This is a genomic window from Pseudomonas koreensis, from assembly GCF_024169245.1.
In the GTDB taxonomy this organism is placed as follows: Bacteria; Pseudomonadota; Gammaproteobacteria; order Pseudomonadales; family Pseudomonadaceae; genus Aquipseudomonas; species Aquipseudomonas koreensis_F.
Genome location: NZ_JALJWP010000001.1, coordinates 4,235,984 through 4,262,528 on the forward strand (window position 1 = coordinate 4,235,984; position 26,545 = coordinate 4,262,528).

General features: G+C 59.3%; 26 protein-coding genes. 9 read left to right on the forward strand and 17 right to left on the reverse strand.

Going from position 1 to position 26,545, the window contains the following annotated elements; genetic code table 11:
• Positions 1-137 precede the first annotated feature (137 nt).
• From gnd to J2Y90_RS18785, 3 genes are read left to right on the forward strand one after another with little or no spacing between them, the layout of a single operon-like run.
• Entirely contained in the window at positions 138-1,118 is a 981-nt protein-coding gene (gene gnd, locus J2Y90_RS18775; RefSeq protein ID WP_253501666.1) for a phosphogluconate dehydrogenase (NAD(+)-dependent, decarboxylating), read from the forward strand.
• Positions 1,115-2,638, forward strand: coding sequence for a glucose-6-phosphate dehydrogenase (zwf, locus tag J2Y90_RS18780; protein ID WP_253501669.1), 1,524 nt, complete (start codon positions 1,115-1,117; stop codon positions 2,636-2,638). The genes gnd and zwf overlap by 4 nt, the downstream gene beginning before the upstream one ends.
• A complete protein-coding gene (locus J2Y90_RS18785; RefSeq protein WP_253501672.1) occupies positions 2,635-3,456 on the forward strand; it encodes an HAD family hydrolase in 822 nt (273 codons plus the stop codon). Before zwf ends, J2Y90_RS18785 begins: the two co-directional genes overlap by 4 nt.
• 130 nt (positions 3,457-3,586) lie before the next feature.
• Here the strand turns inward: J2Y90_RS18785 and nhaB are convergent, their stop codons facing one another.
• From nhaB to J2Y90_RS18805, 4 genes are all read right to left on the reverse strand, one after another.
• On the reverse strand, positions 3,587-5,089 hold the full coding sequence (gene nhaB, locus J2Y90_RS18790) for a sodium/proton antiporter NhaB (protein WP_253501675.1): 1,503 nt from the start codon (positions 5,087-5,089) through the stop codon (positions 3,587-3,589).
• Positions 5,090-5,247: 158 nt separating this feature from the next.
• Positions 5,248-6,174 (reverse strand): hypothetical protein, encoded by a 927-nt coding sequence (locus J2Y90_RS18795; protein WP_253501678.1) that lies wholly within the window; start codon positions 6,172-6,174, stop codon positions 5,248-5,250.
• A 141-nt stretch (positions 6,175-6,315) separates the two neighbouring features.
• Positions 6,316-7,605, reverse strand: coding sequence for a hypothetical protein (locus tag J2Y90_RS18800; protein ID WP_253501682.1), 1,290 nt, complete (start codon positions 7,603-7,605; stop codon positions 6,316-6,318).
• Positions 7,606-7,862: 257 nt separating this feature from the next.
• Complete coding sequence (locus J2Y90_RS18805; protein ID WP_016774677.1) at positions 7,863-8,129, reverse strand: hypothetical protein; 267 nt, start codon at positions 8,127-8,129, stop codon at positions 7,863-7,865.
• A 529-nt stretch (positions 8,130-8,658) separates the two neighbouring features.
• Here J2Y90_RS18805 and J2Y90_RS18810 point away from each other — a divergent pair.
• On the forward strand, positions 8,659-9,984 hold the full coding sequence (locus tag J2Y90_RS18810; protein ID WP_253501685.1) for a sigma-54 dependent transcriptional regulator: 1,326 nt from the start codon (positions 8,659-8,661) through the stop codon (positions 9,982-9,984).
• A 99-nt stretch (positions 9,985-10,083) separates the two neighbouring features.
• On the opposite strand, the gene J2Y90_RS18815 is transcribed toward J2Y90_RS18810, so the two are convergent.
• The 9 genes from J2Y90_RS18815 to J2Y90_RS18855 form a co-directional block, all read right to left on the reverse strand.
• Positions 10,084-11,400: a hypothetical protein gene (locus J2Y90_RS18815; RefSeq protein WP_253501688.1), complete on the reverse strand. Its 1,317-nt coding sequence runs from the start codon at positions 11,398-11,400 to the stop codon at positions 10,084-10,086.
• Between the two features lie 45 nt (positions 11,401-11,445).
• Positions 11,446-12,192, reverse strand: coding sequence for a hypothetical protein (locus J2Y90_RS18820; RefSeq protein WP_065617306.1), 747 nt, complete (start codon positions 12,190-12,192; stop codon positions 11,446-11,448).
• 43 nt (positions 12,193-12,235) lie between these two features.
• Positions 12,236-12,916, reverse strand: coding sequence for a C39 family peptidase (locus J2Y90_RS18825; protein WP_253501691.1), 681 nt, complete (start codon positions 12,914-12,916; stop codon positions 12,236-12,238).
• A 65-nt stretch (positions 12,917-12,981) separates the two neighbouring features.
• Positions 12,982-13,971 (reverse strand): heme utilization protein, encoded by a 990-nt coding sequence (locus tag J2Y90_RS18830; protein ID WP_253501694.1) that lies wholly within the window; start codon positions 13,969-13,971, stop codon positions 12,982-12,984.
• Positions 13,972-14,040: 69 nt separating this feature from the next.
• Complete coding sequence (locus J2Y90_RS18835) at positions 14,041-14,613, reverse strand: adhesin (RefSeq protein WP_253501697.1); 573 nt, start codon at positions 14,611-14,613, stop codon at positions 14,041-14,043.
• Between the two features lies 1 nt (position 14,614).
• Complete coding sequence (locus J2Y90_RS18840; protein WP_253501700.1) at positions 14,615-15,064, reverse strand: hypothetical protein; 450 nt, start codon at positions 15,062-15,064, stop codon at positions 14,615-14,617.
• Positions 15,065-15,398: 334 nt separating this feature from the next.
• Positions 15,399-15,923: an AAA family ATPase gene (locus tag J2Y90_RS18845; protein WP_253501703.1), complete on the reverse strand. Its 525-nt coding sequence runs from the start codon at positions 15,921-15,923 to the stop codon at positions 15,399-15,401.
• A complete protein-coding gene (pnuC, locus tag J2Y90_RS18850) occupies positions 15,920-16,483 on the reverse strand; it encodes a nicotinamide riboside transporter PnuC (RefSeq protein WP_253501706.1) in 564 nt (187 codons plus the stop codon). The genes J2Y90_RS18845 and pnuC overlap by 4 nt, the downstream gene beginning before the upstream one ends.
• 259 nt (positions 16,484-16,742) lie before the next feature.
• Positions 16,743-18,377 (reverse strand): methyl-accepting chemotaxis protein, encoded by a 1,635-nt coding sequence (locus tag J2Y90_RS18855; protein WP_253501709.1) that lies wholly within the window; start codon positions 18,375-18,377, stop codon positions 16,743-16,745.
• On the opposite strand from J2Y90_RS18855, the gene J2Y90_RS18860 reads away from it, so the two are divergent.
• The 3 genes from J2Y90_RS18860 (at position 18,310) to J2Y90_RS18870 (ending at position 19,938) form a co-directional block, all read left to right on the forward strand.
• On the forward strand, positions 18,310-18,621 hold the full coding sequence (locus J2Y90_RS18860) for a hypothetical protein (RefSeq protein ID WP_253505360.1): 312 nt from the start codon (positions 18,310-18,312) through the stop codon (positions 18,619-18,621). The genes J2Y90_RS18855 and J2Y90_RS18860 overlap by 68 nt on opposite strands.
• Before the next feature lie 61 nt (positions 18,622-18,682).
• Positions 18,683-19,513 (forward strand): undecaprenyl-diphosphate phosphatase, encoded by an 831-nt coding sequence (locus J2Y90_RS18865; protein WP_253501712.1) that lies wholly within the window; start codon positions 18,683-18,685, stop codon positions 19,511-19,513.
• Positions 19,510-19,938: a DUF1294 domain-containing protein gene (locus J2Y90_RS18870; protein ID WP_253501715.1), complete on the forward strand. Its 429-nt coding sequence runs from the start codon at positions 19,510-19,512 to the stop codon at positions 19,936-19,938. The genes J2Y90_RS18865 and J2Y90_RS18870 overlap by 4 nt, the downstream gene beginning before the upstream one ends.
• Before the next feature lie 143 nt (positions 19,939-20,081).
• Here the strand turns inward: J2Y90_RS18870 and J2Y90_RS18875 are convergent, their stop codons facing one another.
• Together J2Y90_RS18875 and J2Y90_RS18880 are read right to left on the reverse strand one after the other, a co-directional pair.
• Entirely contained in the window at positions 20,082-20,441 is a 360-nt protein-coding gene (locus J2Y90_RS18875; RefSeq protein ID WP_253501718.1) for an MmcQ/YjbR family DNA-binding protein, read from the reverse strand.
• On the reverse strand, positions 20,438-21,346 hold the full coding sequence (locus J2Y90_RS18880) for a LysR substrate-binding domain-containing protein (protein ID WP_253501721.1): 909 nt from the start codon (positions 21,344-21,346) through the stop codon (positions 20,438-20,440). Before J2Y90_RS18880 ends, J2Y90_RS18875 begins: the two co-directional genes overlap by 4 nt.
• A gap of 126 nt (positions 21,347-21,472) precedes the next feature.
• On the opposite strand from J2Y90_RS18880, the gene J2Y90_RS18885 reads away from it, so the two are divergent.
• Complete coding sequence (locus J2Y90_RS18885) at positions 21,473-22,084, forward strand: FMN-dependent NADH-azoreductase (protein WP_016774691.1); 612 nt, start codon at positions 21,473-21,475, stop codon at positions 22,082-22,084.
• 167 nt (positions 22,085-22,251) lie between these two features.
• Positions 22,252-23,289, forward strand: a complete 1,038-nt coding sequence (locus J2Y90_RS18890) for an alpha/beta hydrolase family protein (RefSeq protein WP_253501724.1) — start codon at positions 22,252-22,254, stop codon at positions 23,287-23,289.
• A 138-nt stretch (positions 23,290-23,427) separates the two neighbouring features.
• Here J2Y90_RS18890 and J2Y90_RS18895 read toward each other — a convergent pair whose 3' ends face one another.
• Together J2Y90_RS18895 and J2Y90_RS18900 are read right to left on the reverse strand one after the other, a co-directional pair.
• On the reverse strand, positions 23,428-24,615 hold the full coding sequence (locus J2Y90_RS18895) for an MFS transporter (protein WP_253501727.1): 1,188 nt from the start codon (positions 24,613-24,615) through the stop codon (positions 23,428-23,430).
• 321 nt (positions 24,616-24,936) lie between these two features.
• Positions 24,937-26,523 (reverse strand): ABC-F family ATPase, encoded by a 1,587-nt coding sequence (locus J2Y90_RS18900; protein WP_016774693.1) that lies wholly within the window; start codon positions 26,521-26,523, stop codon positions 24,937-24,939.
• Positions 26,524-26,545 lie beyond the last annotated feature (22 nt).

The following is a 26,545-nucleotide window of genomic DNA, read 5'->3' on the forward strand; positions in this document are numbered from 1 at the left end:
CAGGATTCGGGGCGTTATCACTCTGAATCGGGCACAATGCCCGGAAACTTCATCGCAACGCTCTGGACTAACCTCCAACAGTCGCGTTGGGCTATAACCAATGACACATATTTATTTGTAGTAAGGAGCATCAGCACATGCAACTCGGGATTATTGGACTGGGCCGCATGGGCGGCAATATTGCGCGACGTCTGATGCTCAACGGTCACACCACCGTTGTTTATGACCGCAATACCGCTTTCATCGATAACCTGGTCGCCGAGGGCTCCACGGGCGTCGCCGATTTGCCGGGCCTGGTCGCTGGCCTCGACAAGCCACGTGCCGTTTGGGTCATGCTGCCGGCCGGCGCACCGACCGAAGACACCATCAACACCCTGAGCGAACTGCTCGAACCCGGCGATACCATCATCGACGGCGGCAACACCAACTATAAGGATGACATTCGCCGGGCCAAGACGCTGAACGAGAAGGGTCTGCACTACATCGACGTCGGCACCTCCGGCGGCGTCTGGGGCCTGGAACGCGGCTATTGCATGATGATCGGCGGCGACGCCGAAACCGTGCAGCGTCTGGATCCGCTGTTCGCGGCACTGGCGCCGGGGATGGGGGACATCCCGCGTACCAAGGATCGCAAGTCCGATGACCATCGCGCCGAGCACGGTTACATTCATGCCGGCCCAGCCGGTGCCGGGCACTTCGTGAAGATGATTCACAACGGCATCGAGTACGGCATGATGGCCGCGTTCGCCGAGGGCTTCGACATTCTCAAGACCAAATCCAGCGAACGTCTGCCGGAAGATCAGCGTTTCGACCTCAACGTGGCCGACATCGCGGAAGTCTGGCGTCGTGGCAGCGTGGTGTCGTCGTGGCTGCTCGACCTGACTGCCGATGCACTGGCCAGCGATCCGAAGCTCGACGGTTTCTCCGGCTCGGTAGCCGACAGCGGCGAAGGTCAATGGACCATCGAGGCGGCCATGGAGCAAGCGGTGCCGGTACCGGTGCTGTCCAACTCGCTGTTCTCCCGTTACCGCTCGCGCGGACAGGGCACCTTTGGTGACAAGATCCTGTCGGCACAACGCTTCGGCTTCGGCGGCCACGTGGAGACCGCGAAAAAATGACCCGTACGATCCGCAGAAAATCCAAGGCAGAACCCGCACCACCGACCACGCTGTTCCTGTTCGGTGCCCACGGCGACCTGGTCAAGCGCTTGCTCATGCCGGCGTTGTACAACCTCAGTCGCGACGGCCTGCTCGACGAGAATCTGCGGATCGTCGGCGTTGATCACAACGCCATTACCGATGAAGCCTTCGCGCACAAGCTCGAAGATTTCATTCGTACCGAAGTGGCGGCGAAGGTCGGCAAGGGCGATCAGATGCTTGATCCGCTCTTGTGGGCCAAGCTCGCCAAAGGTATCAGCTACGTCCAGGGCGACTTCCTCGACGACAGCACCTATTCAGCCCTGGCGGCGAAAATCGCCGACAGCGGCACCGGCAACGCGGTGTTCTACCTGGCCACCGCGCCGCGTTTCTTCAGTGAAGTGGTGCGCCGCCTCGGCAGCGCCGGTTTGCTTGAAGAAACTCCCGAAGCGTTCAGACGGGTGGTGATCGAGAAGCCGTTCGGCTCCGATCTGCAGACGGCCGAGGCGTTGAACGCTTGCTTGCTCAAGGTCATGAGCGAGAAGCAGATCTACCGGATCGACCATTACCTGGGCAAGGAAACCGTGCAGAACATTCTGGTCAGCCGGTTCTCCAACAGCCTGTTCGAAGCATTCTGGAACAACCATTACATCGACCACGTGCAGATCACCGCGGCGGAAACCGTCGGCGTCGAAACCCGTGGCAGTTTTTACGAACACACCGGCGCACTGCGCGACATGGTGCCCAATCACCTGTTCCAGTTGCTGGCCATGGTCGCCATGGAACCGCCGGCGGCGTTCGGCGCCGATGCGGTGCGTGGCGAGAAGGCCAAGGTCGTCGGGGCGATTCGGCCCTGGTCGACGGAAGAGGCGCGGGCCAACTCGGTGCGTGGTCAGTACAGCGCCGGAAAGCGCGAAGGCCAGCCGTTGAACGGTTATCGGGAAGAAGCCAACGTCGCGCCCGACAGCACCACTGAAACCTATGTGGCACTGAAGGTGATGATCGACAACTGGCGTTGGGTCGGCGTGCCTTTCTATCTGCGCACCGGCAAACGCATGAGCGTGCGCGATACCGAGATCGTCATCTGCTTCAAACCGGCGCCTTATGCGCAGTTCCGCGACACCGAAGTCGACGAATTGCAACCGACCTACCTGCGTATCCAGATCCAGCCGAACGAAGGCATGTGGTTCGACCTGCTGGCCAAGCGGCCGGGGCCGGCGTTGAACATGGCCAACATCGAGTTGGGTTTTGCCTACAAGGACTTCTTCGAGATGCAGCCGTCGACCGGCTATGAAACCTTGATCTACGACTGTTTGACGGGCGACCAGACTCTGTTCCAGCGCGCCGACAATATCGAGAACGGCTGGAGAGCAGTGCAGCCATTCCTCGATGCCTGGCAGCAGGATGCGAGCGTCGAGTTGTATGCGGCCGGCGAAGATGGTCCGCAAGCAGCCGAAGATCTCCTGACTCGCGATGGTCGCGTCTGGCATGGCCTCGGATGAGTGACTTGGCGAAACAACCCATCCGTTTTTTGCTCAGCGACATGGATGGCACGCTGTTGCTGCCGGATCACACGCTGAACCAACGCACCATCGACGCGGTTCGTTCGCTGCGCGAGGCCGGCGTGCTGTTCAGCCTCGCCAGCGGACGCCCGCCGAAAGCGATGTTGCAGCAAATCGAGGCGCTCGGCGTTGATCTGCCGACAGCGGCATTCAATGGCGGCACCATCGTCAAGCCGGACGGCACGCTGTTGGCCGCGCATTATTTGCCGGCAACCACGGCGCTGATCGCACTGGCACTGTTTGCCGATCAACCTGACGTGGAAATCTGGGTGTTCAGCGGCGGTGACTGGCTGCTCAAGGACCCGCACGGGCCGATGGTCCCGCGAGAGCAGAGCGGCCTCGGCTATCCGCCGGTGGTGGTCGAGAGCTTTGAGCCCTATCTGGAACGGATCGACAAGATCGTCGCCACCAGCAACAACACTGACTTGTTGATCGAACTGGAGGCACAGCTGTTGCCGAAGGTTAACGGCATGGCGCAAGTGTCGCGTTCGCAGCCGGTGTACCTCGACGTCACCGCGCTGGAAGCCAACAAAGGCACCGCCCTGACGACGATCGCCGAATACCTCGGTGTGCCGCTGGAACAGACCGCCGTCATCGGCGACGGCGGCAACGACCCGGCAATGTTCAAATGCGCCGGCTTGTCGATCGCCATGGGCCAGGCGGAAGAGGCGGTGAAGCGCCAGGCTGATGTCGTCACCGCATCCAATACCGAAGACGGCGTAGCGCAGGCGATCGAGAAATACATCCTCCCGCATTGAAACCCAGTAGGAGCTGCCGAAGGCTGCGATCTTTTGATTGGGACGCGGAGCGTCCCGGGCTTCATTCCCACGCAGAGCGTGGGAACGATCAAGATCGCAGCCTCCGGCAGCTCCTACACATCGCTAGTCGTTAGAGCCAGTAGCTCACCGCATACCAGCCCAGCAGCCCCATCACCACGGTGTACGGCAGCGCCATCCACACCATGCGCCCGTACGACAAACGCACCAGCGGCGCAATTGCCGAGGTCAGCAGGAACAAAAACGCTGCCTGTCCATTGGGCGTTGCCACACTTGGCAGATTCGTGCCGGTATTGATCGCAATTGCCAACGTCTCGAAATGCTCCCGACTCATGTGCCCGGCGAGGAACGCCTGTTTCACTTCGGTGATGTAAATGGTCGCGACAAACACGTTGTCGCTGATCGCCGAGAGCAGGCCATTGGCGATGAACAACATGCCCGGCTGTTGATCGACCGGCAACGCCAACACCCACTGAATCAACGGCGCGAACAGCTGTTGATCATGAATCACCGCCACCACGGCAAAAAACACCACCAGCAGCGCGGTAAACGGCATGGCGTCCTTGAACGCACTGCCCAGGCGGTGCTCGTCGGTGATCCCGCTGAAGGCGGTGATCAACACAATTACCATCAAACCGATCAGGCCGACTTCGGCGAGGTGAAACGCCAGGCAGCCGATCAGAATCAGCGCCGCCGCGCCTTGCACCAGCAGCGCAGCGGTTTGCCGCGACGTACGCTCGGCGTTGTCTTCAGCCGCATAGTTGGCCAACACCGCACGCACGTTATCCGGCAGGAGTGTGCCGTAACCGAACCAGCGCAGTTTCTCCAGCAGCACGCAGGTCACCAGACCCGCCACCAGCACCGGCAGCGACACCGGGGCGACTTTCTGGAAAAACTCGCCGAAGTGCCAGCCCATCTCATGACCGATCAGCAGGTTCTGCGGTTCGCCCACCAAGGTGCAGACGCCGCCCAGCGCGGTGCCGACAGCGCCGTGCATCAATAGGCTGCGCAGGAAAGCGCGAAACTGATTCAGGTCATCATGGTGCAACCCGGGCAACTGCTGGTCGTCGCTGAAGTCGCTGTCCTCGCGCGGATCGTTGCCCGATGCAACCCGGTGATACACCGAATAAAAACCCACTGCCGCACTGATGATTACCGCCGTCACTGTCAACGCATCGAGAAACGCAGAGAGGAACGCCGACAAAAAGCAGAACATCAGCGCCAAAACGGCTTTCGAACGCACCTCCAACAGCAGCCGCGAAAACAGAAACAGCAGCAGATCCTTCATGAAGTAGATACCGGCAACCATGAACATCAGCAGCAGGATGACCGGGAAGTTGTGCAGCAACTCGTCATAGAGCGCTTGCGGGGTGGTCATCTTCAGCAGCAGCGCTTCAATCAACAACAAGCCGCCGGGCATCAACGGATAGCACTTGAGTGCCATAGCCAGGGTGAAGATGAATTCGATCACCAGCAACCAGCCGGCTGCGACCGGGCCAATAGTGAACAGCACCACGGCATTGAGGATGAGAAAACCGACGATGGTCGCCTTGTACCAGCGTGGCGATTGCCCGAGGAAGTTGTGCGCGAACGCCTGGGCGATTGAACCGGACATCGGCTGCTCCTTTTATTAAGAAGCGCGAAAGTTGCCGGATGTTTCAAGGAAGATCAAGGTGTTCGTGGTTGATCCCGATTACGGTGTTTGAAAGATTCGATTGGCAAGACTGACCCGCCGAGTTTTAACTCGGCGGGCGCCAGCGCCGTGATACAGAATTACAATGGCGGCAGTTTCGAAGAGGCTACCTTGATTGTCCATGGGGCCGACTGCCGGTCCGAGTAGGATCGGCAGACGAACGTATAGCTCAAGCCAGGGAGAAGGTTTTCAACGAGGGCGTTGAAAATTCCATACTCATTCGCGATGAACTCGACCCCTTCCTGGGCATCGCTGAGGATCAGTCCACTCTCGTGCGGCGTGGCCGTACCCACCAGAACTACTGCAGTCTGCGTCGTGGTTTCGCCATCTTCGATGGGTTGATGATTGCCCTGACCAAATCCGAACTGAATGCTCAGCAACGCCGGTTTTTCGATCTCGACATCCCAAGCGGCTGACTCCTCGCCGTTTAACGCACGAACGACGAATTTATGCGGGCCTGGCTTAAGATTTTGGATACGGGCGCTGAAGTGCCCTGTTAGATCGACGTTGACCAGCCGGCTCACGATGCCGTTATCTACAAGTTCCACCACTTGGTTTGACGGGCCGTTGCCAACAAAGCTCAGGTCGGTATGTGCGGTACTTGAACCGTTTTCGATCAATTGGCCGTCAGGTCCTTTGACAGATTCGATCAATAGCTGACCCAGTGCGATAGTAATCACCCACGGTGATGACTCTTGTCCAAACTCATCTCGCACGGTGTAGACACGGGTACCCACAGACTGGTGGGAAAGGAGTGTTGTAACATGGCCAGTCTCGTCAAATTTTACAGCGGCGATCGTTATTCCGCCGTCCAGAAGGTCCGCCGTGCTACGCTCAGTGCCCACGGCTGTGATAAAGAACTCGCTAACTTCAATGACGCTCTCGGGTGGAATGTACTTACCATCCAGGTGTTTGAGTTCGAGGATCCGCGGTTCGACCGCGCTTGCACGCTTGCTTGAAGCGCCAACTTGCGTCAGTCGCCCGGACAACTTCTCTTGATCAGTCATTTCAAAATTCCTTTTTTAGGTGAAGCACGCAGCTATCTGCGTGTGCCTCCATCTGATCCCTGATTCAACGAGGCGTCTACTGTCAGAAATTACAGGTAGGGCTATGTAACCGACGGACGGTAAGGTCCGCTTGCATGCCGATTATCGATTCAGATAACGCGCAACCAATGCCCGGTAGTTGCCATCCAGCGAATAGCCACCGACCACAAAGTCGCCGTCAGCTTGCACGGCCAGCGAATTGGCCGTATCGAGACTTCGGCCCAGACGCGTGCGCAACCAACCGTGGCCCTGGCCGAACGCTGGGTCGAGGCTGCCATCGCATCGATACCGGGCAACCATGAAGTCTGCTTCGACCCCGCCGATGGTTGCCCCGACAGCGATGATCCGGCCGTCGCTCATCAACCGGGCGGCATTCCACTGGCAACCGCTGGGACCGATGTCCAGCACCTGTGGCTGGCCATGGTGACAGTGCAAGTCCGGTCGACCGTTCCCGTGCAGAACAAACGTGAGACAGCGGATCGGATCGCGACTGCTGCCAAAACAATAAAGCCTGTCGTTGCAATCGATGATCTGACTGACCTGAGCGCTTTTCCCGTGAGTTTTAAAGGCCATGAAACCGTCTACGGCGAAGCGCTCGTCCAAACGCCCATCGGGCAGATAAATCGCCAGCAGGCCTTCCTGAGGAAAGTCGATGGAACCTGCCACCACGATCCGGCCATCCTTCTTCAACAGAAGGGTGCTCAGCCACGTATTGAGTAACAGGTGGCGGACCATCACGAACCCGCGCCCGTTGAAAGACTCGTCCAGGCGGCCATCGGGCTGCAGGCGAATCAGCATCCCGGCGTGGTCGGCGAGGCTGAAATGATGGTTGGCGATCAGCAGAATGCGGCCGTCTTCCTGCACCGCAAAATCACAGGCTTCAACCCCCGGCACGCCCGGCGGCAGCCAGTTGTCACGGGTGCCCATGGACAGCTCGCCGGGCAGGCGCACGACCTGGAAGCCGTTGTCGCCGAAGGATCGCTCCCGCTGGCCGTTGGTATCGAACAGGGCGAGGGCGGGCAGCGTGCGATGAGTATTTTCATAATGCAGGCCCGCCAGCAGAATCCTCCCGTCGGACAGTACCTGAACCTTGCCCGCCCTGGCTTCGAAACCCTCAACGAAGCTTCCGATCACGCTGCCCTGAGCGCCAAACGACAAATCAGCCGAACCATCGGCCAGCAGCCGCGCCAGGCCAAAACGACTTCCTTTTGGCGTACCGACCTTGGCAGCGACCAGAATCCGGCCCTGCGCATCGAGCGCGACATGCTGTGTCTGGCTGGACAGACTGCCGGCAAAATACACCTGCGCAATACCGCCAATGGCGAATGTCGAATCGAGCGAACCGGGGTTGTTCCATGCAGTGGGCAGCGCAAAAGTGTTCAGGGTAGACATGCACGCGTCTCCTTGCGAGTAGACCGATACCCAGTGGTTGGGCGGCTGACTGCACGAGCGAAACATTCAATCCCTGAATCGCGAGAAGTACAACTGGGAGAATCAACAGAAGGACGGTCGCACTGTGCCAGAACAGTGTCTTGTTGAACCAGTTGCAAGCGAGCCAAGCATTCAAGCAAGACCTGACTCGGGAAGTAACGGCTTTGCTGTAAGAAAAAAGGGCGGATGACTTTATGTCATCCGCCCTTGTTCGGTTATCAGTGTGGCATCGACCACGATTGCAACTTATGGCCGTCTTCGCTCAGCTCGGCGCGCGCCTGTTGCAGTAGTTGTTCGAGTTGCGCCGGGTCAGAGTAGGCGCTGCTCGGAATCTGTTTGCGACCGATGTGTGAATTGGTGCGGTCGACGACGGTCAGGCTCAGCTCGCCATTACCATCCTGTGGCGCCCAGGCCACGCACTGGAAAGGCTTGAACGCGTGGTTGGCAATCAAAAGAGCTTCGTTGATACGGAGCGGGGCAGTCATGGGATCTTCTCTCTAATTAGTGCCCAATCAAGTGATGTGCCGTCGGTTGGGCTTACCGTGCGGCGGGTTACTTGTATGTACTGATGCACGCAACCGGGGGACGGGTCACACTTGAAACAAAGAAATTTCAGGTTCTTTACATAACCCCGGCTAGTTTCGGTAATCCTGCACATGTCCGAACACCGCGCCGAATTCACCCCTCACCCCAGCCCTCTCCCCGAGGAGAGGGAGCCGGCCTGTGGAGACTTCGGTACTTGAGTTCGGCTCGGCATCTCAGGTCGGTATAACTTGAGCAAACGCCTCGGTCAGTCCCCTCTACGTCCGGGAGAGGGTTAGGGTGCGGGCTGCTGTTTGACACACTACGAATAGTCGATAGCTAACTAACAACCAGCTTTCTTATAACTCTTTTAATAAGCCCCCTATAAGCAATCGATACAAGCACCCGTCAAAATCTTGCTAGTGTTACAACCGGGTCTGCCAAATGACTGTTTTTACAATCATTTATTAAGTTTGGCGCCAAGGAACAGTCATGAGCGAAGCGCCTGCATCGAGACGTTTACTGGTGGTCGATCCCTGCGACGATTGCCATCGCCTGTTGCCCGGGTTGCGCGCCGTGGGCTGGGACGTCGACAGTTGTAATCTGGAAAATGCGGGCGACCGCGCCTGTGATGTCGGCCTCCTGCGTTTGCAGCCCTCCCATCTGGAGCGACCCGAGGCCGTCAAAGAGCTGATCAGCCGCAGCGGTACGGAGTGGATCGCCGTGCTCAATCAGGAAGTTCTGCGCTTGCAGAACGTCGGCGATTTCGTCTGTGAATGGTTTTTCGATTTCCACACCTTGCCCTTCGACGTCTCGCGCGTACAGGTCACCCTCGGGCGCGCCTTCGGCATGGCCCGACTGCGCGGGCAGGGCACAATTCATGTCGACCAGCCGGAACACGAACTGCTTGGAGACAGCAAGCCCATCCGCGAACTGCGCAAACTGCTGAGCAAACTCGCACCGACCGAATCGCCTGTGCTGATTCGCGGCGAGAGTGGCACCGGTAAGGAACTGGTCGCGCGGACCCTGCACCGGCAATCCCAGCGCCACAACAAACCGTTTGTAGCGATCAACTGCGGGGCGATTCCCGAGCATCTGATTCAGTCCGAACTGTTTGGTCACGAGAAAGGCGCGTTCACTGGCGCGCACCAACGCAAGGTCGGACGCATTGAAGCGGCCAACGGCGGCACGTTATTCCTTGATGAAATCGGCGATCTGCCGCTGGAGTTGCAGGCCAATCTGCTGCGCTTTCTCCAGGAAAAACACATCGAGCGCGTCGGTGGCAGTCAACCGATTCCCGTGGATGTTCGCGTGCTGGCAGCGACTCACGTTGACCTCGAGGCGGCGATCGAGAAAAAGCGCTTCCGTGAAGATCTTTATTACCGCCTCAACGTTCTGCAAGTGGTCACCGCACCGTTGCGTGAACGCCATGGCGACTTGTCGATGCTGGCCAATCACTTCTCGCATTTCTATAGCCATGAAACCGGACGCCGGCCAAGAAGCTTCAGCGAGGATGCGCTGATCGCCATGGGCAAGCATGACTGGCCCGGCAACGTACGCGAACTGGCCAACCGGGTACGCCGCGGGTTGGTGCTGGCCGAGGGCCGGCAGATCGAAGCACGGGATCTGGGCTTGATCAGTCAGCACTCGATTGCCACGCCGATGGGCACGCTGGAGGATTACAAGACCCGGGCGGAACGGCAGGCGTTGTGTGATGTGTTGAATCGTCACAGTGATAATTTAAGTGTGGCCGCGAAAGTCCTCGGAGTTTCCCGGCCTACTTTTTATCGGTTGTTGCATAAGCATCAGATTCGTTAACTGGCTGAAGATCAAAGGATCGCAGCCTTCGGCAGCTCCTACAGGGATTACGCAATCCGAATGTAGGAGCTGCCGAAGGCCGCGATCTTTTGCTTTGCCTTAGAAGTAATACGGGAATTTCAGACTGAACGAGAAGTCCGGCGCATCGTCAGTCATGCCGATCGACAAGTTCGGCACGATGGTCAGGTTGTCGGTGGCCGCGATGGTCATGCCGACGTTGAAATAACCGGCGTTGGCGTCACTCGACACCACCGATTCCCAATCGCCGCCGTCCTGTTTCAGCTTGCTCTTGCGCTGTACCAGGTCGGAAACGGAGAACGACATACTCATCTTCTCGTTGAGTGCGAAGGCGATACCGGCACCGATCTGGAAGCTGTCGCCGATGCGCACTTTGCCTGGGGTTTTCTGGTTGACCGTGGAGCTGATGTCGTCGAACGATTCCTCGAGGTTGTGGGTGTAGGAGAGGCTGCCGAACAGCACCGCCGGGTCAAACGTCTTGACCAGCGAGATGCCCGGCGTGATCGACCAGACGCCGTTGCCGGTGGGCAGGGTGTCGGGGACGAACAGGTTGGAGTTGGCGTCGGTCTGGCGCAGTTTGATGCCGAACGGGTCTTTGCCGGTCGGCGCCTTGACGCGCAAGGTGACGACGGCGTCCGGGGTGTTGACCGACTCGTCGAGGAACTTGTAGGCGATACCGAAGTTGACGTCGCCGATGGTTGGATCCTTGGTGACGGTTTCTTCGGTGGTGACACCTGCCGCGCCCTGGTTGCCGCCGCCGGACTGATACGTCGACTCGCGATACACCACCGGCACGTTCAGGTCGAACTGCCAGCGGTTGTCGAAGTTGTAGCGGCCCGTAAGGTCGAGAGTCCAGGTGTCGGCCTTGATCCGGTCGAGGTTGATGTTGCCGAGAAAGATCGAATCCAGCGCAAGGAAGCCGTTGAGGATCAACTGGCGGGTGTCGTAGCGCGAATAGGTCAGGCCGGTTTCCACGCTGAACTTGCCGCCGCCAAAGAAACCACTGGCTTCGTCATACAGGTTGGAAACACTCTGCGCTGGTTGCGAATCATCAGCCAGCGACTGACCGTAAGAAGCGCCGCTGCCCCCGGCGGCGCCTCCCGATGCGGCGGCCGCACCGGTGCCTGTGGCGGCTCCGGCGGCGACGCGATTGCCTTTCATGTCGGACGGCGATTTGGCCAGCCGTTTTGGCGGTGGGGCGGCGGGGGTTTCTTCTACCTGGCGGACCCGTTGTTCAAGTACCGCCAGCGCTTGTTGTTGTTGTTCGTATCGTTGTTTCAGTTCCAGAAGTTCCCGTTTCAGGGCTTCTACATCGGCGTCGGGTGCTGCTTGCAGCATTGCCGCCGGAAGAAGGGTACTCAAACACACTGCGGCACGCAGTGATACTGATCGATACATGAATAAGCCGTCCCTTTAAACCCAATGATCGAGACTCAGCGTAGTTCAATATCCGATATTGCGTAGGGCCCCGAGTTGGGTCAGGTTGCAATCCAGTGCACCGGCGCTTCTGCCGTTATTGTTCAGTACGACGTTGAGTTGCGTGAGGTTGTTGACCACGTTGGCGCTACCCAGCAAACGGGTGTTCTGCAGCAGCCCGCCCTGGGCCACCTGTTGCAGCGCGGTGCCCTGATTGCCGCTGGCCTGAATCGCCATTTGCACGCCACCGCCGTTGGCCGAAACCGCGACACTGCCGGCGCCGTTGCTGCCGCTGATGGTCTGCCCGGCAACAAGGGCCTGGCCCTGCGACGGCACCAGAGCGGGCGCCTGACTGGCTTCGCTGACGTTGATCGCGACGTTGTTGTTGGCGGTGTTGCCATCGCCGGCGGCGCGCACGCTCTGCGTCACGCCCTGGCTGCTGTTGAGGCCGGCGCCACCGATGACAGTGCCGGTGCCCAATGTGGGAGTGCTGCCGTTGCCCGACTCCTTGATGGTCGAGACGTAGAATTCCGGTTTGACCGTTGCGGCCTGGATCTGCATCGAGGTGGCGGCCCCGATCAGGTCGCCGCTGGCGTTGCGCCAGGTGCTGCTCATGACAATGCCGAAGCTGATGATCCGCCCCGGCATGACGTAACGACCGCGCAGCTCGGCGAGCTCCTGGTCCTTGATTTCGATGGGTTTGAATCCGGCATGGGCTAAACCTGACGCACTCGCTGCCAGGCAGGCGGCGGCCAGCCAGTATGAGCTTTTCATCTGCTGCTCCCGGGACGTCCAGTCCCATTCTCTAACTCGGCGATTAAAAGAAGTCGCTCTGAATGAACCCGAAATCCATCAATTCCGCATCTTTGACCGGGTTGAAACCGTCCAGCGAGTTCTTCGCCGTCAGCGGCACCGGAGGGCTGCGCAAGGCGTTGGCCTTGTCGTAACCGGGGCCGACGATGGCAAAGACAATACCGTTCCAACCTTTGACAAAGTCGTCGTGCTTGTAGCGCTTGTGGCCGAGAACCGGGTCACCGATGTAGACCCAATCCTTGTCCGAACGCTGCAGGACGACGAAATGCTTGTAGCCGCGAATGTCCATCAGGACTACCACCGGAATGGTCACCGCTTCGAGTTTCTCGGGCGGGATCCGGTAGCCACGGGCACGCATGCCGATGCTTTCTACGTAGCGCTTCATGTCGAGCATGGAGAAACCCTGGGTTCGCACCAGGTCCTGGTCAGCGTTGACCAGCATGCCTTTGATGATGTGCTCCTCATCGACGTCGAGCCAATAGGCCTGGCGCAGGACCGTTGCCAGTGCAGCAGCGCCGCAGCTGAAATCGGTTTTCTGTTCGACGATGTCGGCAAACTTGCGCTCGCGAATGCTTTGCACGTCCTTGTAGACCAGCACGCCACCCGGCAGGGCAGCGACGGGCATCTGCGCTGCCTGAGTCAGGCCGCATAGACAAAGCAGAGCGAAGAGGGCAGGAGTCCGCATGATCGAATACGCCTTGTGGAACCTGGGAAAAAGCCCCGTTGCCGGGGCTTTCGTTTCGATCGCGATTACATGCAGGCTTTGCAACCTGCGGCGATGGACAGCGAGTTGCTTTGTTGGTTGCCCACACCAGCCGAGACGTTGGCTCCACCGTTGCCGGAGAAGTTGTTCATCGAGTTGGTCATGTTGGCGTTGTTGACGACTGGGGTTTTCCAGCCATCTTTGGTCAACACTTGTTGGGTGGTGACGCCAGCGAGGCCAAAACTGCCCACGGCTTCGAACTTGGCTTTCTGATCATCGTTGCCGCCGTGGCCCCCGCCACGGTTACCCCAACCGCCATGGTTGTCGTCTTCGATGGTCGCGGTGCCTTTGGCTTTGAATGTGCCAGCAGCTGCATAAGTACCGGTAAGGGTGTCGGTTTTGTACGCCTGCACGCCTTTGTTTTCCACGACCAGGCCAGTCGAGGACTGGTTGGCAGAGGCAGCGGCGGTGGCTACGCGACCGCCGGAAACGGCGATGGCGAGGTTGTTTTTCTGTTGGTTGAAGTTGCCCGAGCTCACGTTGATACCGATGTTGCCAGAACCGTTGTTGCCGGCATTGTTGAGCGTGGCGTTGTTGAAAGTGGACGAGTTTTTCACGTAGTTGTTGTTGTTCACCTGAGTCGCGCTCGACGCTGCAACAGCGTTGCCGAAGATGAAGCTTTCGTCAGCGGTGGCCAGTGCAGCAGCGTTGTCCTGCTGGTTGCCGTCGCCGGCCGCAACGTTGGCGCCCATGTTGCCGTTGGAGCCGTTGAGCGAGTCGCTGGCATTGGCGTTGTTCAGGGTGCCCTGGTTTTTCACCACGTTGCCGTCGCTGTTTTGCGCGTCGAGTACAGCGGCGCCGGCGCCTGCGGTGATCTGCAGCAGTTGTTCAAGATTCGGACCTTGTGGCTGGCCGTGACCATTGCCGTGCCCGTTACCATGACCGTTGTTGTCACCACGGCCGCCAGCCTGTGCTGCCATTGCCATCACTGCTGCGAGTGCGAAAACCAGTGGTTTGAGAGCCATTGTAGGTTTCATGGTTGTTTCTCCGTCGTGCTTATTAGTTGGGTTAAGTGTTGTTACTTTTCCAATTGCACTTTGTTTGGGTCAGTCAGCGACCCGGATGCTCAGGGTGTTAGCCATGCGGTTCCCCACCCCGGCACTCTGGTTCACCTGGATTACCCCGCGGCTGCCGGTGAAGGCCTGATCACTTGTCGTGACCTGGCGACTGCCGGGTGAGGTACCAGTTGCTCCTGAGCTCGGTAAAAACGCCACGTTCTGTTGCGACAGGGCGCTGTCGTCAACGCTCTGCGGGCCGGCACTGATGCTGACGCGCGTGACGTTGGCCATTTGATTGTTGGCACCCGCGCCCTGGTTCACACCGAGGATGCCGTTGCCATTGCTGAAAGAGTTGCCGCCGATGTTCGCGCTGGCGTCGATGGCGCGGCTGGCGGGCGTGTCGATGTTCTGCCTGACGCTGGTGGTGGCGTGGGACTCGGTGCCGATGGCGATCGCTTTGGTGTTGGCTTGCTGCATCTGGTCACCGGCGGCCTGGTTGACGTTGAAGTTGCCGCGATACTGGGCACCGGAATTCTGGATATTCGCCTGGTTGACTGAAGCCGGATCGGCCATGGCGCTGGTGCAGCCGAGCAGGGCGAGAAGCAGCAGGGTGCGATTCATGTCATTGGCCTCCGGCCATGCGAGTCAGAGGCGCCAGCCCGGTGCTCATCGCCCGGTTGACGGTGTTGGAAATCGAAGCGCCAGAGCCACCGCCGCTGCCAGTGCGCATACCGGGCAGGCCGTTCTGGTTGGTCAGGGTGTTCATGCCAGGCAGGTTGGAACTCGGCGCGGTCATGTTGCCGCGAATCGACGAGCCGCTGGCGACATTGGCGAAGTCGCCGTCGCTGAGTTCAGTGCTGCTGAGGGTCTGGTTGATCCGCGCCGAAGGGTTGGCGTTGACCGTGGTCGGGTAGGGGTCTTTGCCGCCATTGCGGCCGATCGGGATGGGTTGAACGTCGCGATTGAGGACGATCACGCCATTGCCTTCGGCCTGCACGCTGACGCTGATCAATGCGCTGACGGCTGATCCGATCAGCAGGAGGCAGGTCAGGCTTTTATTGAAATTCCCCACGGCTGCAATTCCTTCTTCAGTGGGCTGGGTTGTTCAGCGTTGTGAAGGAGAGAGCGAAAGCTGTGCCGGATTTGGATTGTCTTGTTATTTCAATTGTTTAGCGGTTCTGAAGGAATGGTTCCAGCGCGCACTGTTTCACCGCTGAGACACATCAAGGGATGCAGGAACGCCGACTGGCGTTACATAGCTCTGGAACAAGGGTTTGCGCCGATGTGTTTCATCGGCGTAACAGGTCACGTGACGGAGTGATGAACAGCGTTTGGACGGGGGCTTTGCGCGGTCAGGAGTGTTTCAAAAACGGACAGATTTGACCTGTATGCCCAGCGTAAGGGGCTCAGTTGGACAGCAAACGCTCGACCGCCGCAAAGGCTTGCGTCTGGCGCTCGGCCCAATTGCCTTCGATAACTTGCAGCGGCTGTTGATGCTGGATCAGCCAGGCGCGGGTTGCTTCGAAAAAGGTCATGCGATCTTCCAGAGCCGGTTGGCAGCGCTGGCCGTCTTCGGCCCAGTCGACCTGTTGCGGCGACAGCAAAAGGTGCAGATCGTAGTGGCGCGCGAGCAATGCCTTTTCCAGCCAGACCGGGCAGTCGCCAAACAGGGTCTGACTCCAGAGGATGTTGCTCAGCAGATGGGTGTCGAGGATCAGCAGCGCGGGCTGTTTCGCCCGTGCCTGATCTTCCCATTGCAACTGGCCTCGGGCGATATCAGGAATATCCGCCAAGCAAGTGTCGCGGGGATTTTCCTCGATGAACCGGCGCACATATTCGTCAACGCGCACGCCACCGAAACGCTGCTCCAACCCCGCCGCCAGCCAGCTCTTACCGGTGGATTCCGGGCCGGTGAGAACAACCACTTTCATGTGCGCAACGCCGGATCGGCGCGCCATTCCCGCCAGCCTTGCACCGCGAGCAGGGTAAACAGCGCATAGAGACCGGCAGTCAGGTACAGGCCCTTATAGATGAACAGGCCAACAAAAATCACATCGAGGACAAACCACAGCGCCCAGCATTGCAGGCGTTTTTGCGCCATCCATAGTTGCGCGACCAGACTGAAGCCGGTGAGCGCCGCGTCGAGCCACGGCTGGGCGGCATCGGTCCAGTGCGCCATCGCCGCGCCCAGCAACACGCTGCCAATCGCACCGACAGCGAGCCCGAGTACGATCGACCTCGTGTCGAGGCGGGTGACTTCGCGACCGTCATGCATCGTCCCGGCGCGGGTCCATTGCCACCAGCCATAGATTTGCAGCGCCGCGTAGATCACCTGCAGCAACATGTCCGAATACAGCTTCACTTCATAGAAGATCCAGCTGTAGAGCAACACCATGACCAGCCCGATCGGCCAGCACCAGGGATTCTGTTTGACCGTCAGCCACACGGCGATGACACCGAGGGCAGCGGCAAACAGTTCAAGCCCGGACATGGCGGATCCTTGTGGGAATGAAAGAAGGGGGCGGATTGTACTGCATTAGCAAGATCAAAAGCCCCTCACCCTAGCCCTCTCCCGGAGGGAGAGGGGACTGATTGGGGGATGCTTTTGAGCTGCGCCGGTTTGAACGATCTTCGTTGAATCCATAATCGACTCGATTGCTCAGGTCGATGTATGACCCCAGACACCTCGGTCGGCTCCCTCTCCTCGGGGAGAGGGCTGGGGTGAGGGGTGGCCTCACCTCGGTGATCGGTCAGACGCGGAACTGGCGCAGCAACCCATTGAGCTGTTCGCTCAGCTGCCCAAGTCGCAGACTGGCTGCGCTGGATTGTTCAGCGGCCAACGCGGTGCTATGTGAAAGCCCGGCCGCCTGGGTGACGTTCTGGTTGATGTCCTCAACCACATGCGCCTGTTGCAACGTGGCGCTGGCGATCGAGGCATTCAGTCCGTTCAGATTGCGCAACGCCTGGCCAATTGCATTGAGGCTCGCCCCGGCCAGTCCCGCCTGTTCAATGGTCAGTTGCGACGCCTTGCTGCTGTCACCGATCACCTTCACCGCAGCCTCCGAATGATTCTGCAGGCGCTCGATCATCGACTGAATCTCCGCCGTCGACTTCTGCGTACGCTGGGCCAGCAAGCGCACCTCATCGGCCACCACGGCGAACCCGCGACCCTGTTCGCCCGCGCGCGCCGCTTCGATTGCCGCGTTGAGCGCCAACAGGTTGGTCTGCTCGGCAATCGAGCGAATCACTTCCAGCACGCTGCCGATCTGCGTGCTCTCCGCCGCCAGGGTGCGAATCACTTCGACCGCCTGGTCGATCGTGCCGGAGAGCTTGTCGATCTGTTGCAGGCTGCCGTCAATGTTGATCTGCCCCTGTTGCGCCTGCGCTTCGGCATCGCGCATTTCTGCGGCGGCGTGTTCGGCATTTTTCGCGACGTCCTGCACGCCGTAGGTGACTTCATTGATCGCCGTAGCCACCAATTCCATCTGCTGCGATTGCTGCTGACTGCGCTGCTGTGCCTGCGAGGCATCGTTGCCCAGTTCACTGGAAGACTGGCCCAGAGCGCTGGCCGACACCTGCAGCTCACCAATCACCCGGCGCAACTTGGCGGTGAAGGCATTGAAGTGATGCGCCAGTTCAGTGACCTCATCCTTGCCATGGGTATCGAGGCTGCGGGTCAGGTCGCTTTCGCCACTGGCAATGTTGGCCATGGCGTTCACGGTTTCCTGCAACGGACGGACGATACTGCGGGCGATCAGAATCACCAGCAGCGCCATGATCAGCGCAATCGCCAGACCGATTACCGAAGCCTTGATCATCTGTTCCTGGAATTCGGCCTGCACATCGTCTACGTAGACGCCGGAACCAATCACCCAGCCCCACGGTTCAAACAGTTTCACATAAGAAGTCTTGGCAACGGGATCAGTCGCGCCCGGCTTCGGCCAGCGATAATTGACCATGCCTGCGCCTTTGGCCTTGGCGATGGCGACCATCTCGTTGAACACCGCAAAGCCGTCCGGGTCACGGATCGCCGAGAGGTTCTGGCCTTCGAGCTTGGGATTGGTCGGGTGCATGACCATCACAGGCGTGAGGTCGTTGATCCAGAAGTAATCGTTCTGGTCATAGCGCAGACCACGGATCGCGGTCAGCGCCTGCTTTTGCGCCGCGTCCCTGGTCAGGGTGCCGGCGGTCTCCAGACCTTGGTAATACGTGAGCAGGCCGCTGGCGGTCTGTACCACATGCTGGGTTTTCTGCGCCTTGGCGTGGTAGAGGTCGTCGTGAATCTGCTTGAGCATCAGCACGCCCAAGGTCAGCAACATGACCACCGCCACAATCAAGATGAGCCACAAGCGTCGGCTGATCGACACACTGCGCAAGCTGTTCATAACGCTGTCACTCCGGATTCTTGTTCTTGTAATAAACGATCGCCAGCATCCAGCCACAGCTGAGTGCTCGGGACTGCGCCAGGCAAAGCCATCCAACGCGCTGCGCGCTATTGAGGCTTGTCTGTTAGGATTTCGGCCCCGCGCGCGAAAACCTGAATCCGGTTTTGAAATTTCACGGAATTTTTACCGTTTCGTGTGGATCCTGTGCGCGCGCAATCGCTACAGCTTTTACCGGCTACGCTGAACGCAGTGAACGAAAAAATACTATCGGGGCATGCCCGCGTGCATCGCTCTCTGGGGGATTGATGGATCTTTGGACTGCCTTGCAGGCACTGATACTAGGAGTTGTAGAAGGGCTGACGGAGTTTTTGCCCATTTCGAGTACCGGACACCAGATCATCGTTGCCGACTTGCTGAACTTCGGCGGCGAACGGGCCATGGCATTCAACATTATCATCCAGCTCGGCGCGATCCTCGCGGTAGTCTGGGAGTTTCGCCGCAAGATTCTCGACGTGGTGATCGGCCTGCCAACCCAGCCGAGCGCACGGCGTTTTACCGTCAACCTGCTGATCGCGTTTTTGCCAGCGGTGGTGCTCGGGGTGATCTTTGCCGACCTGATTCACGAATACCTGTTCAACCCGATTACCGTGGCCGCTGCGCTGGTAATTGGCGGGATCATCATGTTGTGGGCCGAACGGCGCCAGCACGAAGTGCATGCCGAAACCGTTGACGAGATCCGCTGGACCGATGCCCTGAAAATCGGCTTCGCACAGTGCCTGGCAATGATTCCCGGAACCTCGCGCTCCGGCTCGACGATCATTGGCGGGCTGCTGTTCGGCCTGTCACGCAAGACCGCCACGGAATTTTCGTTCTTCCTCGCCATGCCCACCATGGTCGGTGCGGCGGTGTATTCAGGCTATAAATACCGCGATCTGTTCGTGCCGGCAGACTTCCCGGTGTTCGCGATTGGTTTCGTCACGGCGTTTATCTTCGCCATGATCGCCGTACGCGGTTTGCTCAAGTTCATCGGCAGCCACAGCTACGCAGCGTTTGCCTGGTACCGGATCGCGTTCGGTCTGTTCATTCTGGCGACCTGGCAGTTCGGCTGGGTGGACTGGTCGGCGGCCAAGGCATGAACGATTCCCGCACGCGCCGCCCCGATGGACGACCTTCGGGCGGCCGCGTTCAGCATGTGAAATTGAAGCTTGTGGTGCTGCTGATCGTCTGCGCGCTGCCGTTGTTCGGCTCCATGTCGATGTGGCTGACTGGCATTTCGCGGGTGCCGTTGGCGGCATACGGGATTGTCAGTGTGCTGGCGTTCTTTCTGTACTGGGCCGACAAGCGCAAGGCCCGCGCCGATGCCTGGCGCACCCCGGAAAACATCCTGCATGCGGTGGAACTGGCGGGAGGCTGGCCGGGAGCATTGATTGCGCAGCAGGTGTTCCGGCACAAGACACGCAAGGTGTCGTTTCAGATCCTGTTCTGGGTGATTGTGCTGTTGCATCAGGTGTTCTGGATTGACCAGATTTTCCTCGGATCGAACCTGCTAACCGTGTTCTAAAGAACACACATCCCCCTGTAGGAGCTGCCGAAGGCTGCGATCTTTTGATCTTGATCGTTCCAACGCTCTGCGTGGGAATGCAGCCGGGGACGCTCTGCGTCCCGAAAGATGGCAGCCTCCGGCAGCTCCTACACGGGATCGGTTTACAGCTTCAGGCCGATTTGGGTATTTTTAGGCAACTTGCTCACCACCAATTGATGCGAACGCCGCAACAGCCCCTGCAACTCCTCGGCGCCCAGCGGGTAGGGCGGGTGCATGATGATCCACTGCGCCCGCGCCAGATACGGCGCTGGATGGATACCCGGGCGGTCGCAATGGCCGAGAAACAGATCCTTGTCGACCTTGAACGCCAGCGAGTCGCCGCGTAACCCCTGCAAGGCAAACATCTTGTTGCCGGCAATCGAGAACACCCGCACGCCGCCCCATTTGTAATCTTCCCGCGCGCCGGGCAGGGCCAGACAAAATACGGCTACATCGGCTTCGCTCATTCTTCCTTGTTTCATAGAAATCGATCCCCACAGGCATTGAACGATTCGACCAAGTGATCGATCCATGCGCGCACCGCTGGCATCACCCCGCGGCGGTGCGGATACACCGCCTGCAACCAGCCGCCAGGCAACGACCATTCCGGCAGCACCTGAACCAGCGTGCCGTTACGCAATTCGGTCTCGCAGAACATCATCGGCAACACGGTAAAGCCCTGACCGGCCAGCACGCAGGCTTTGCGCACGACAAAGTCATCGATGCCCAACCGCGCTTCCATGCTCAGATCGACACTTTTACCCTGCTGATCAAGCAGACGCACATGCACCATGCGATCGGCTTCCAGCGCGCCGAGCACCGGCAGATTCTTCAGGTCCTGCGGGTGATTGATGGTCTTGCCCTGCATGAAATCCGGGCTGGCGATCACCACTGCTTGCGCCTGACGCAAGCGCCGGGTAACCAGCAACGGATCTTCATCGCCGTGATCGCGCACGCGCAACGCCACATCGATGCCTTCGGTGACCAGATCGACACGGCGGTTGAGCAGTACGACTTCCAACTGCACCTGAGGAAACTTGCCAAGAAAGTCGCTGATCACCGTCGGCAGCATTTCATGGGCAAGCCCGGTGGGGCAGGACACTCGCAAGCGCCCGCGCGGCTCGCTGGACATGCTCGCCACGGCTTCATCAGCCATTTCCGCTTCCAGCAACATTGCCTGACAGTGGCGCAAATAGCGTTCGCCGACGGCAGTGAGGTTCAGTTGACGGGTGGTGCGTTGCAGCAGACGCGCGCCAAGACGTTCTTCCAGTTCGGCAATGCGTCGTGACAACCGCGACTTGGGAATGCCGAGCAGGCGCCCGGCGGCGGCAAATCCACCGGCTTCGACCACTTTGGCGAAATAGTAGAGATCGTTGAGGTCCTGCATGCGTCTTCCGGTTGTTCTATCAATGGGACGAACTATCGCATTGTCGGCGACTAATCAGCTATTGGTTTGTTGCGTAGGATTGTCTCCATTCCGTCGCCACCGGCGATTCTTTCCAGGAGCACCCACATGAAACTGTTGCACATAGATTCGAGCATTCTCGGCGACAACTCGGCTTCCCGTCAGTTGAGCCGTCAGGTCGTCGACGCCTGGCAAGCCGCCGAGCCGAGCGCCGTAGTCACCTACCGCGACCTGGCCGCCGACGCGATCAGCCACTTCTCGTCGACCACACTGGTTGCCGCCGGCACCACTGCCGAACTGCGCGATGCAGCGCAACAGCACGAAGCCGAATTGAGCGCTTCGACCCTGGCCGAATTCATCGCTGCCGATGCCGTGGTCATCGCCGCGCCGATGTACAACTTCACCGTGCCGACCCAGCTCAAAGCTTGGATCGACCGCGTTGCCGTGGCCGGCCAGACGTTCCGCTACACCGAAGCCGGCCCGGAAGGCCTGTGCGGTGGCAAGAAAGTGGTGATCGTATCGACTTCCGGCGGCATCCACGCCGGTCAGGCCAGCGGCATCGCTCACGAAGAATATCTGAAGCTGGTATTGGGCTTCCTCGGCATCACCGATATCGAAATCGTCCGCGCTGAAGGTCTGGCCTACGGCGAAGAAGTGCGCAACAACGCCATGAGCGCCGCGCAAGCGAAGATCAGCGAGCAACTGTTCGCCGCCGCGTAAGGCTTGCGTAAAGATCAGCTGATGTTCAGGTGATCCCAAAAAAACTCTGTATTCTGGTTCCGCAAGGGCCGAATACGGAGTTTTTTGTTTCTGGCTGTTACATAATCTGGCCCGGGTTATGCAGTTTCAGCACATCCAATGATGTGGTCCAACAGGGTGGGGCATCCATGAGGCTTCTTTGTGCAATGTTGCTGATTTGCCTGCTGGGCGGCCTGAATTCAGTGCAGGCTGCACCGGGGCGCCACCCTGTCTGGAGCGTCGGTTATCACGAGATGACCTTCCTCGACCCGCTCGATCTGCGACCGATGCGCGCTATCGCTTTTTACCCATCCAGTGACCGCGAGCACATGAGTTTGCTTGAGGGTTATTCGGTGGAGGCCGGGCAAGACACCAAAGTTGCGATCGGCCGCTTTCCGATGTTGATGCTCTCCCACGGCAATACCGGCACGCCGCTGGCCTTGCATGATCTGGCAACGTCGTTGGCGCGCAAAGGCTTTGTCGTGGTGGCAGTGATTCATCCCGGCGATAACTGGCGCGACCACAGCCGCCTTGGCACGCTGAGCAATCTTTACGGGCGACCGATCCAGATTTCCCAAGCCATCACCGCGACCCTCGGCGACAGCATGCTGGCGCCGTTCGTCAACGCTGATCAGGTCGGAGTCATCGGTTATTCGGCGGGTGGCGAGACCGCGTTGATTCTATCCGGGGCGCAACCGGATCTCGATCGCCTGCGCCGCTATTGCCAAGAGCGCCCGGATGATCATGACGCCTGCAACACTCAGGGCGAGTTGATTGTTGATCGCGATGATTTGCAGCCGGTGGCCGATCCACGGGTACATGCGTTATTGCTGATGGCGCCGCTGAGCCTGAAATTCGGCCGCCATACCCTCGCCGATGTGCATGTGCCGGTGCTGCTCTACAGCGGCGACGGCGACAAACTGGTCGCTTTCGACAAAAACGCCGCCGCCCTGGCGCGCAAACTGCCCACCGCGCCGGATTTCAAGCTGCTGGCCGGGGCAGGGCACTTCGTGTTCCTGGCGCCATGCACCGAAGAGCAGATCCGCGCCATGCCGGCGTTGTGTACCGATGCTGATGGGGTGGATCGCGAGGATATTCACCGCAACCTGATTTCAGAGGCCGGCCGGTTTTTCGCCCATGCGCTGGGCAAATCGAGCAGGGCGGGAATGCAGACGGCGGATCAATAATCTGATGACCACCCCATATCCCCTGTAGGAGCTGACGAGTGCAACGAGGCTGCGATCTTTTGATCTTGATCGTGGAAGCACAATCAACAGATCGCAGCCTCGTTGCACTCGTCAGCTCCTACAAAGGGATGGGTGGTTTCAGGAGGTTGCCCGGCGCTTGAGAAGGAGCGTGAGCCCCAACCCGGTCACCGACAACAATGCCGCGCTAAAGAAAATCCACGAATACCCCAGATTCAACGCCACCGCGCCCATCAACGGCCCAGCGATCGCCAAGGCCAGATCGAAGAACACCGCATAAGCCCCAAGTCCTGAGCCGCGACTGGAGCTTGGCACTTGCTTGATCGCTTCAACGCCCAGCGCTGGATACACCAGCGACAGCCCAAACCCCGCCAGCCCGGCGCCAATCAGCGCGTACGCGGTGGAGGGCGCCAGCCATAACATCACCAGCCCGACGGTTTCAACCGTCATGCAGGCGATGGCCGAGGCAAAACCGCCAAACCGGGCGATCGCCGAGATAAACAGCAGCCGCGACAGAATGAAACACACGCCAAACACGGTCAGGCAATAGGCCGCGCCGGTCCATCCGCGGTTGAGGTAGTAAAGGGTGATGAAGGTGGTCAACGTGCCGTAGCCGATCGAGGCCAGAGTGAGACTGGTGCCGTACGGCGCAATCTTGCCGAACACCGCCCAGAACGACAGGCGCTCACCACGAATCACCGGCACCGAAGGCTTGTTGCGGATCAACCACAACGCACCCGCGGCCAACGCCGACAGCGCGATACCCAGGCTGACAAAACCATATTCGGCGACCATCACCACGCCCAGCGGAGCGCCAATGGCAATCGCACCATAGGAAGCGATGCCGTTCCAGCCGATGGATTTGGCCGTGTGCTCGACACCGACCTGGCCCATGCACCAACTGATGGTGCCGACACCGATCAAGCCTTGGGCGATACCGAGCAGCAAGCGCCCGGCAATCAGAATCAACAGACTGGTCAGTGGAAAGCTCTGCAGTAAAGTCGACAGCAGCGTCAACACGCCACTGAGGACAATCCCCCACAACCCATAAATGATCGCCCGCTTGGTGCCGAGCGTGTCCGACATGCGCCCGGCCATTGGCCGGCTGAGCAGCGTGGCCAAATACTGCGAACCGATCACCAGGCCGGCGATGATCGCGCTGAAACCCAGTTGCTCGTGGACATAACCGGGCAACACCGCGATCGGCAACCCGATGCAGAGAAAGGCGATGAAGGTATAGAACACGATGGAGACGATCTGCAGGGTGATCGCCAGGGAGCTTTGCGGTGGCAGTGGCTGCGCAGACATGAGCACTCGTTCGCGGGCGGCGGTGGGAGAGTTGCCGACATCATGGCGCGGGGCTGGGATAAAAGAAAGCAGGCTAACTACTTCGCCTAAATGATCGTTCCCACGCTCTGCGTGGTAACGCCGCCATGGACGCTCTGCGTCCGCTGTTGGGACGCGGAGCGTCCCGGGCTGCATTCACACGCGGAGCGTGGGAACGATCAATGTGGAGCCTGCTCGCGAATATTGGCGCAACAACAACTTCCTGACCCTGAAATGCAAAAAGCCCTGTCACATGGACAGGGCTTTTACTTGCAGCTTGTAGCTAGAAACTCGCAGCTGCTTTTAAAACACTACGCCTTGGCTACGCAGGTAGTCGTCATAGGTGCCGCTGAAGTCGGTCACGCCGTTCGGGCTCAGCTCGATGATGCGCGTGGCCAGGGACGATACGAACTCACGGTCATGGCTGACGAAGATCAGCGTGCCCGGGTAGTTTTCCAGCGCCAGGTTCAGCGCTTCGATCGACTCCATGTCCAGGTGGTTGGTCGGTTCGTCCATGATCAGCACGTTCGGCTTTTGCAGGATCAGCTTGCCGAACAGCATGCGACCTTGTTCACCACCGGAGATGACCTTGACCGACTTGAGGATCTCGTCGTTGGAGAACAGCATGCGGCCCAGGGTGCCACGAATCATCTGCTCGCCCTGGGTCCACTGACCCATCCAGTCGAACAGGGTGACGTCGTCTTCGAAATCGTGAGCGTGATCTTGAGCGTAGTAGCCCAGCTCGGCGGCGTCGGTCCATTTCACGCTACCGGCGTCCGGGGTCAGTTCGTTGACCAGGGTGCGCAGCAGGGTGGTCTTGCCGATACCGTTCGGACCGATGATCGCAACGCGCTCGCCGGCTTCAACCTGGAAGCTGAAGTCCTTGAACAGTGGCTTGCCATCGAAACCCTTGGCCATTTTCTCGACCATGACCGCCTGACGGTGCAGCTTCTTGTTCTGCTCGAAACGAATGAACGGGCTGACACGGCTCGAAGGCTTGACCTCGGCCAGCTGGATCTTGTCGATCGCCTTGGCACGCGAGGTGGCCTGCTTGGCTTTCGAGGCGTTGGCCGAGAAGCGGCTGACGAACGATTGCAGTTCGGAAATCTGCGCTTTCTTCTTGGCGTTGTCCGACAGCAGTTGCTCGCGGGACTGGGTCGCCACGGTCATGTACTCGTCGTAGTTGCCCGGGAACAGACGCAGCTCGCCGTAATCCAGGTCAGCCATGTGCGTGCACACGCTGTTCAGGAAGTGACGGTCGTGGGAGATGATGATCATCAGGCTGTTGCGCTGGGTCAGGATGTTTTCCAGCCAGCGAATGGTGTTGATGTCCAGGTGGTTGGTCGGTTCGTCGAGCAACAGCACTTCCGGATCGGAGAACAGTGCCTGCGCCAGCAACACGCGCAGTTTCCAGCCTGGCGAAACTTCGCTCATCGGGCCGAAATGCTGTTCCAGTGGAATGCCCAGACCCAGCAGCAATTCGCCGGCACGGGATTCGGCGGTGTAGCCGTCCATCTCGGCGAACTCGGTTTCCAGCTCGGCGACGGCCATGCCGTCTTCTTCGGACATTTCAGCCAGCGAGTAGATGCGATCGCGCTCGGCCTTGACCTTCCACAGCTCTTCGTGACCCATGATCACGGTGTCGATCACGGTGAATTCTTCGTAGGCGAACTGATCCTGGCGCAGCTTACCCAGACGCACGTTCGGCTCGAGCATGACCTGACCACCGGACGGATCGAGATCGCCGCCGAGGATTTTCATGAAGGTCGACTTGCCGCAACCGTTGGCACCGATCAGGCCGTAGCGATTGCCTGCGCCGAATTTGACCGAAACGTTTTCGAACAGCGGCTTGGCGCCAAACTGCATCGTGATGTTAGCTGTGGAGATCAATTACCTTACCTATCAATGGGTT

Excerpts from the sequence above, each read along its gene's own strand:
- gnd (WP_253501666.1), top strand. The coding sequence starts at position 138 with ATGCAACTCGGGATTATTGGACTGGGCCGCATGGGCGGCAATATTGCG.
- zwf (WP_253501669.1), top strand. The coding sequence starts at position 1,115 with ATGACCCGTACGATCCGCAGAAAATCCAAGGCAGAACCCGCACCACCG.
- J2Y90_RS18785 (WP_253501672.1), top strand. The coding sequence starts at position 2,635 with ATGAGTGACTTGGCGAAACAACCCATCCGTTTTTTGCTCAGCGACATG.
- nhaB (WP_253501675.1), bottom strand. The coding sequence starts at position 5,089 with ATGTCCGGTTCAATCGCCCAGGCGTTCGCGCACAACTTCCTCGGGCAA.
- J2Y90_RS18795 (WP_253501678.1), bottom strand. The coding sequence starts at position 6,174 with ATGACTGATCAAGAGAAGTTGTCCGGGCGACTGACGCAAGTTGGCGCT.
- J2Y90_RS18800 (WP_253501682.1), bottom strand. The coding sequence starts at position 7,605 with ATGTCTACCCTGAACACTTTTGCGCTGCCCACTGCATGGAACAACCCC.
- J2Y90_RS18805 (WP_016774677.1), bottom strand. The coding sequence starts at position 8,129 with ATGACTGCCCCGCTCCGTATCAACGAAGCTCTTTTGATTGCCAACCAC.
- J2Y90_RS18810 (WP_253501685.1), top strand. The coding sequence starts at position 8,659 with ATGAGCGAAGCGCCTGCATCGAGACGTTTACTGGTGGTCGATCCCTGC.
- J2Y90_RS18815 (WP_253501688.1), bottom strand. The coding sequence starts at position 11,400 with ATGTATCGATCAGTATCACTGCGTGCCGCAGTGTGTTTGAGTACCCTT.
- J2Y90_RS18820 (WP_065617306.1), bottom strand. The coding sequence starts at position 12,192 with ATGAAAAGCTCATACTGGCTGGCCGCCGCCTGCCTGGCAGCGAGTGCG.
- J2Y90_RS18825 (WP_253501691.1), bottom strand. The coding sequence starts at position 12,916 with ATGCGGACTCCTGCCCTCTTCGCTCTGCTTTGTCTATGCGGCCTGACT.
- J2Y90_RS18830 (WP_253501694.1), bottom strand. The coding sequence starts at position 13,971 with ATGAAACCTACAATGGCTCTCAAACCACTGGTTTTCGCACTCGCAGCA.
- J2Y90_RS18835 (WP_253501697.1), bottom strand. The coding sequence starts at position 14,613 with ATGAATCGCACCCTGCTGCTTCTCGCCCTGCTCGGCTGCACCAGCGCC.
- J2Y90_RS18845 (WP_253501703.1), bottom strand. The coding sequence starts at position 15,923 with ATGAAAGTGGTTGTTCTCACCGGCCCGGAATCCACCGGTAAGAGCTGG.
- pnuC (WP_253501706.1), bottom strand. The coding sequence starts at position 16,483 with ATGTCCGGGCTTGAACTGTTTGCCGCTGCCCTCGGTGTCATCGCCGTG.
- J2Y90_RS18860 (WP_253505360.1), top strand. The coding sequence starts at position 18,310 with ATGACCACCGCCACAATCAAGATGAGCCACAAGCGTCGGCTGATCGAC.
- J2Y90_RS18855 (WP_253501709.1), bottom strand. The coding sequence starts at position 18,377 with ATGAACAGCTTGCGCAGTGTGTCGATCAGCCGACGCTTGTGGCTCATC.
- J2Y90_RS18865 (WP_253501712.1), top strand. The coding sequence starts at position 18,683 with ATGGATCTTTGGACTGCCTTGCAGGCACTGATACTAGGAGTTGTAGAA.
- J2Y90_RS18870 (WP_253501715.1), top strand. The coding sequence starts at position 19,510 with ATGAACGATTCCCGCACGCGCCGCCCCGATGGACGACCTTCGGGCGGC.
- J2Y90_RS18875 (WP_253501718.1), bottom strand. The coding sequence starts at position 20,441 with ATGAAACAAGGAAGAATGAGCGAAGCCGATGTAGCCGTATTTTGTCTG.
- J2Y90_RS18880 (WP_253501721.1), bottom strand. The coding sequence starts at position 21,346 with ATGCAGGACCTCAACGATCTCTACTATTTCGCCAAAGTGGTCGAAGCC.
- J2Y90_RS18885 (WP_016774691.1), top strand. The coding sequence starts at position 21,473 with ATGAAACTGTTGCACATAGATTCGAGCATTCTCGGCGACAACTCGGCT.
- J2Y90_RS18890 (WP_253501724.1), top strand. The coding sequence starts at position 22,252 with ATGAGGCTTCTTTGTGCAATGTTGCTGATTTGCCTGCTGGGCGGCCTG.
- J2Y90_RS18895 (WP_253501727.1), bottom strand. The coding sequence starts at position 24,615 with ATGTCTGCGCAGCCACTGCCACCGCAAAGCTCCCTGGCGATCACCCTG.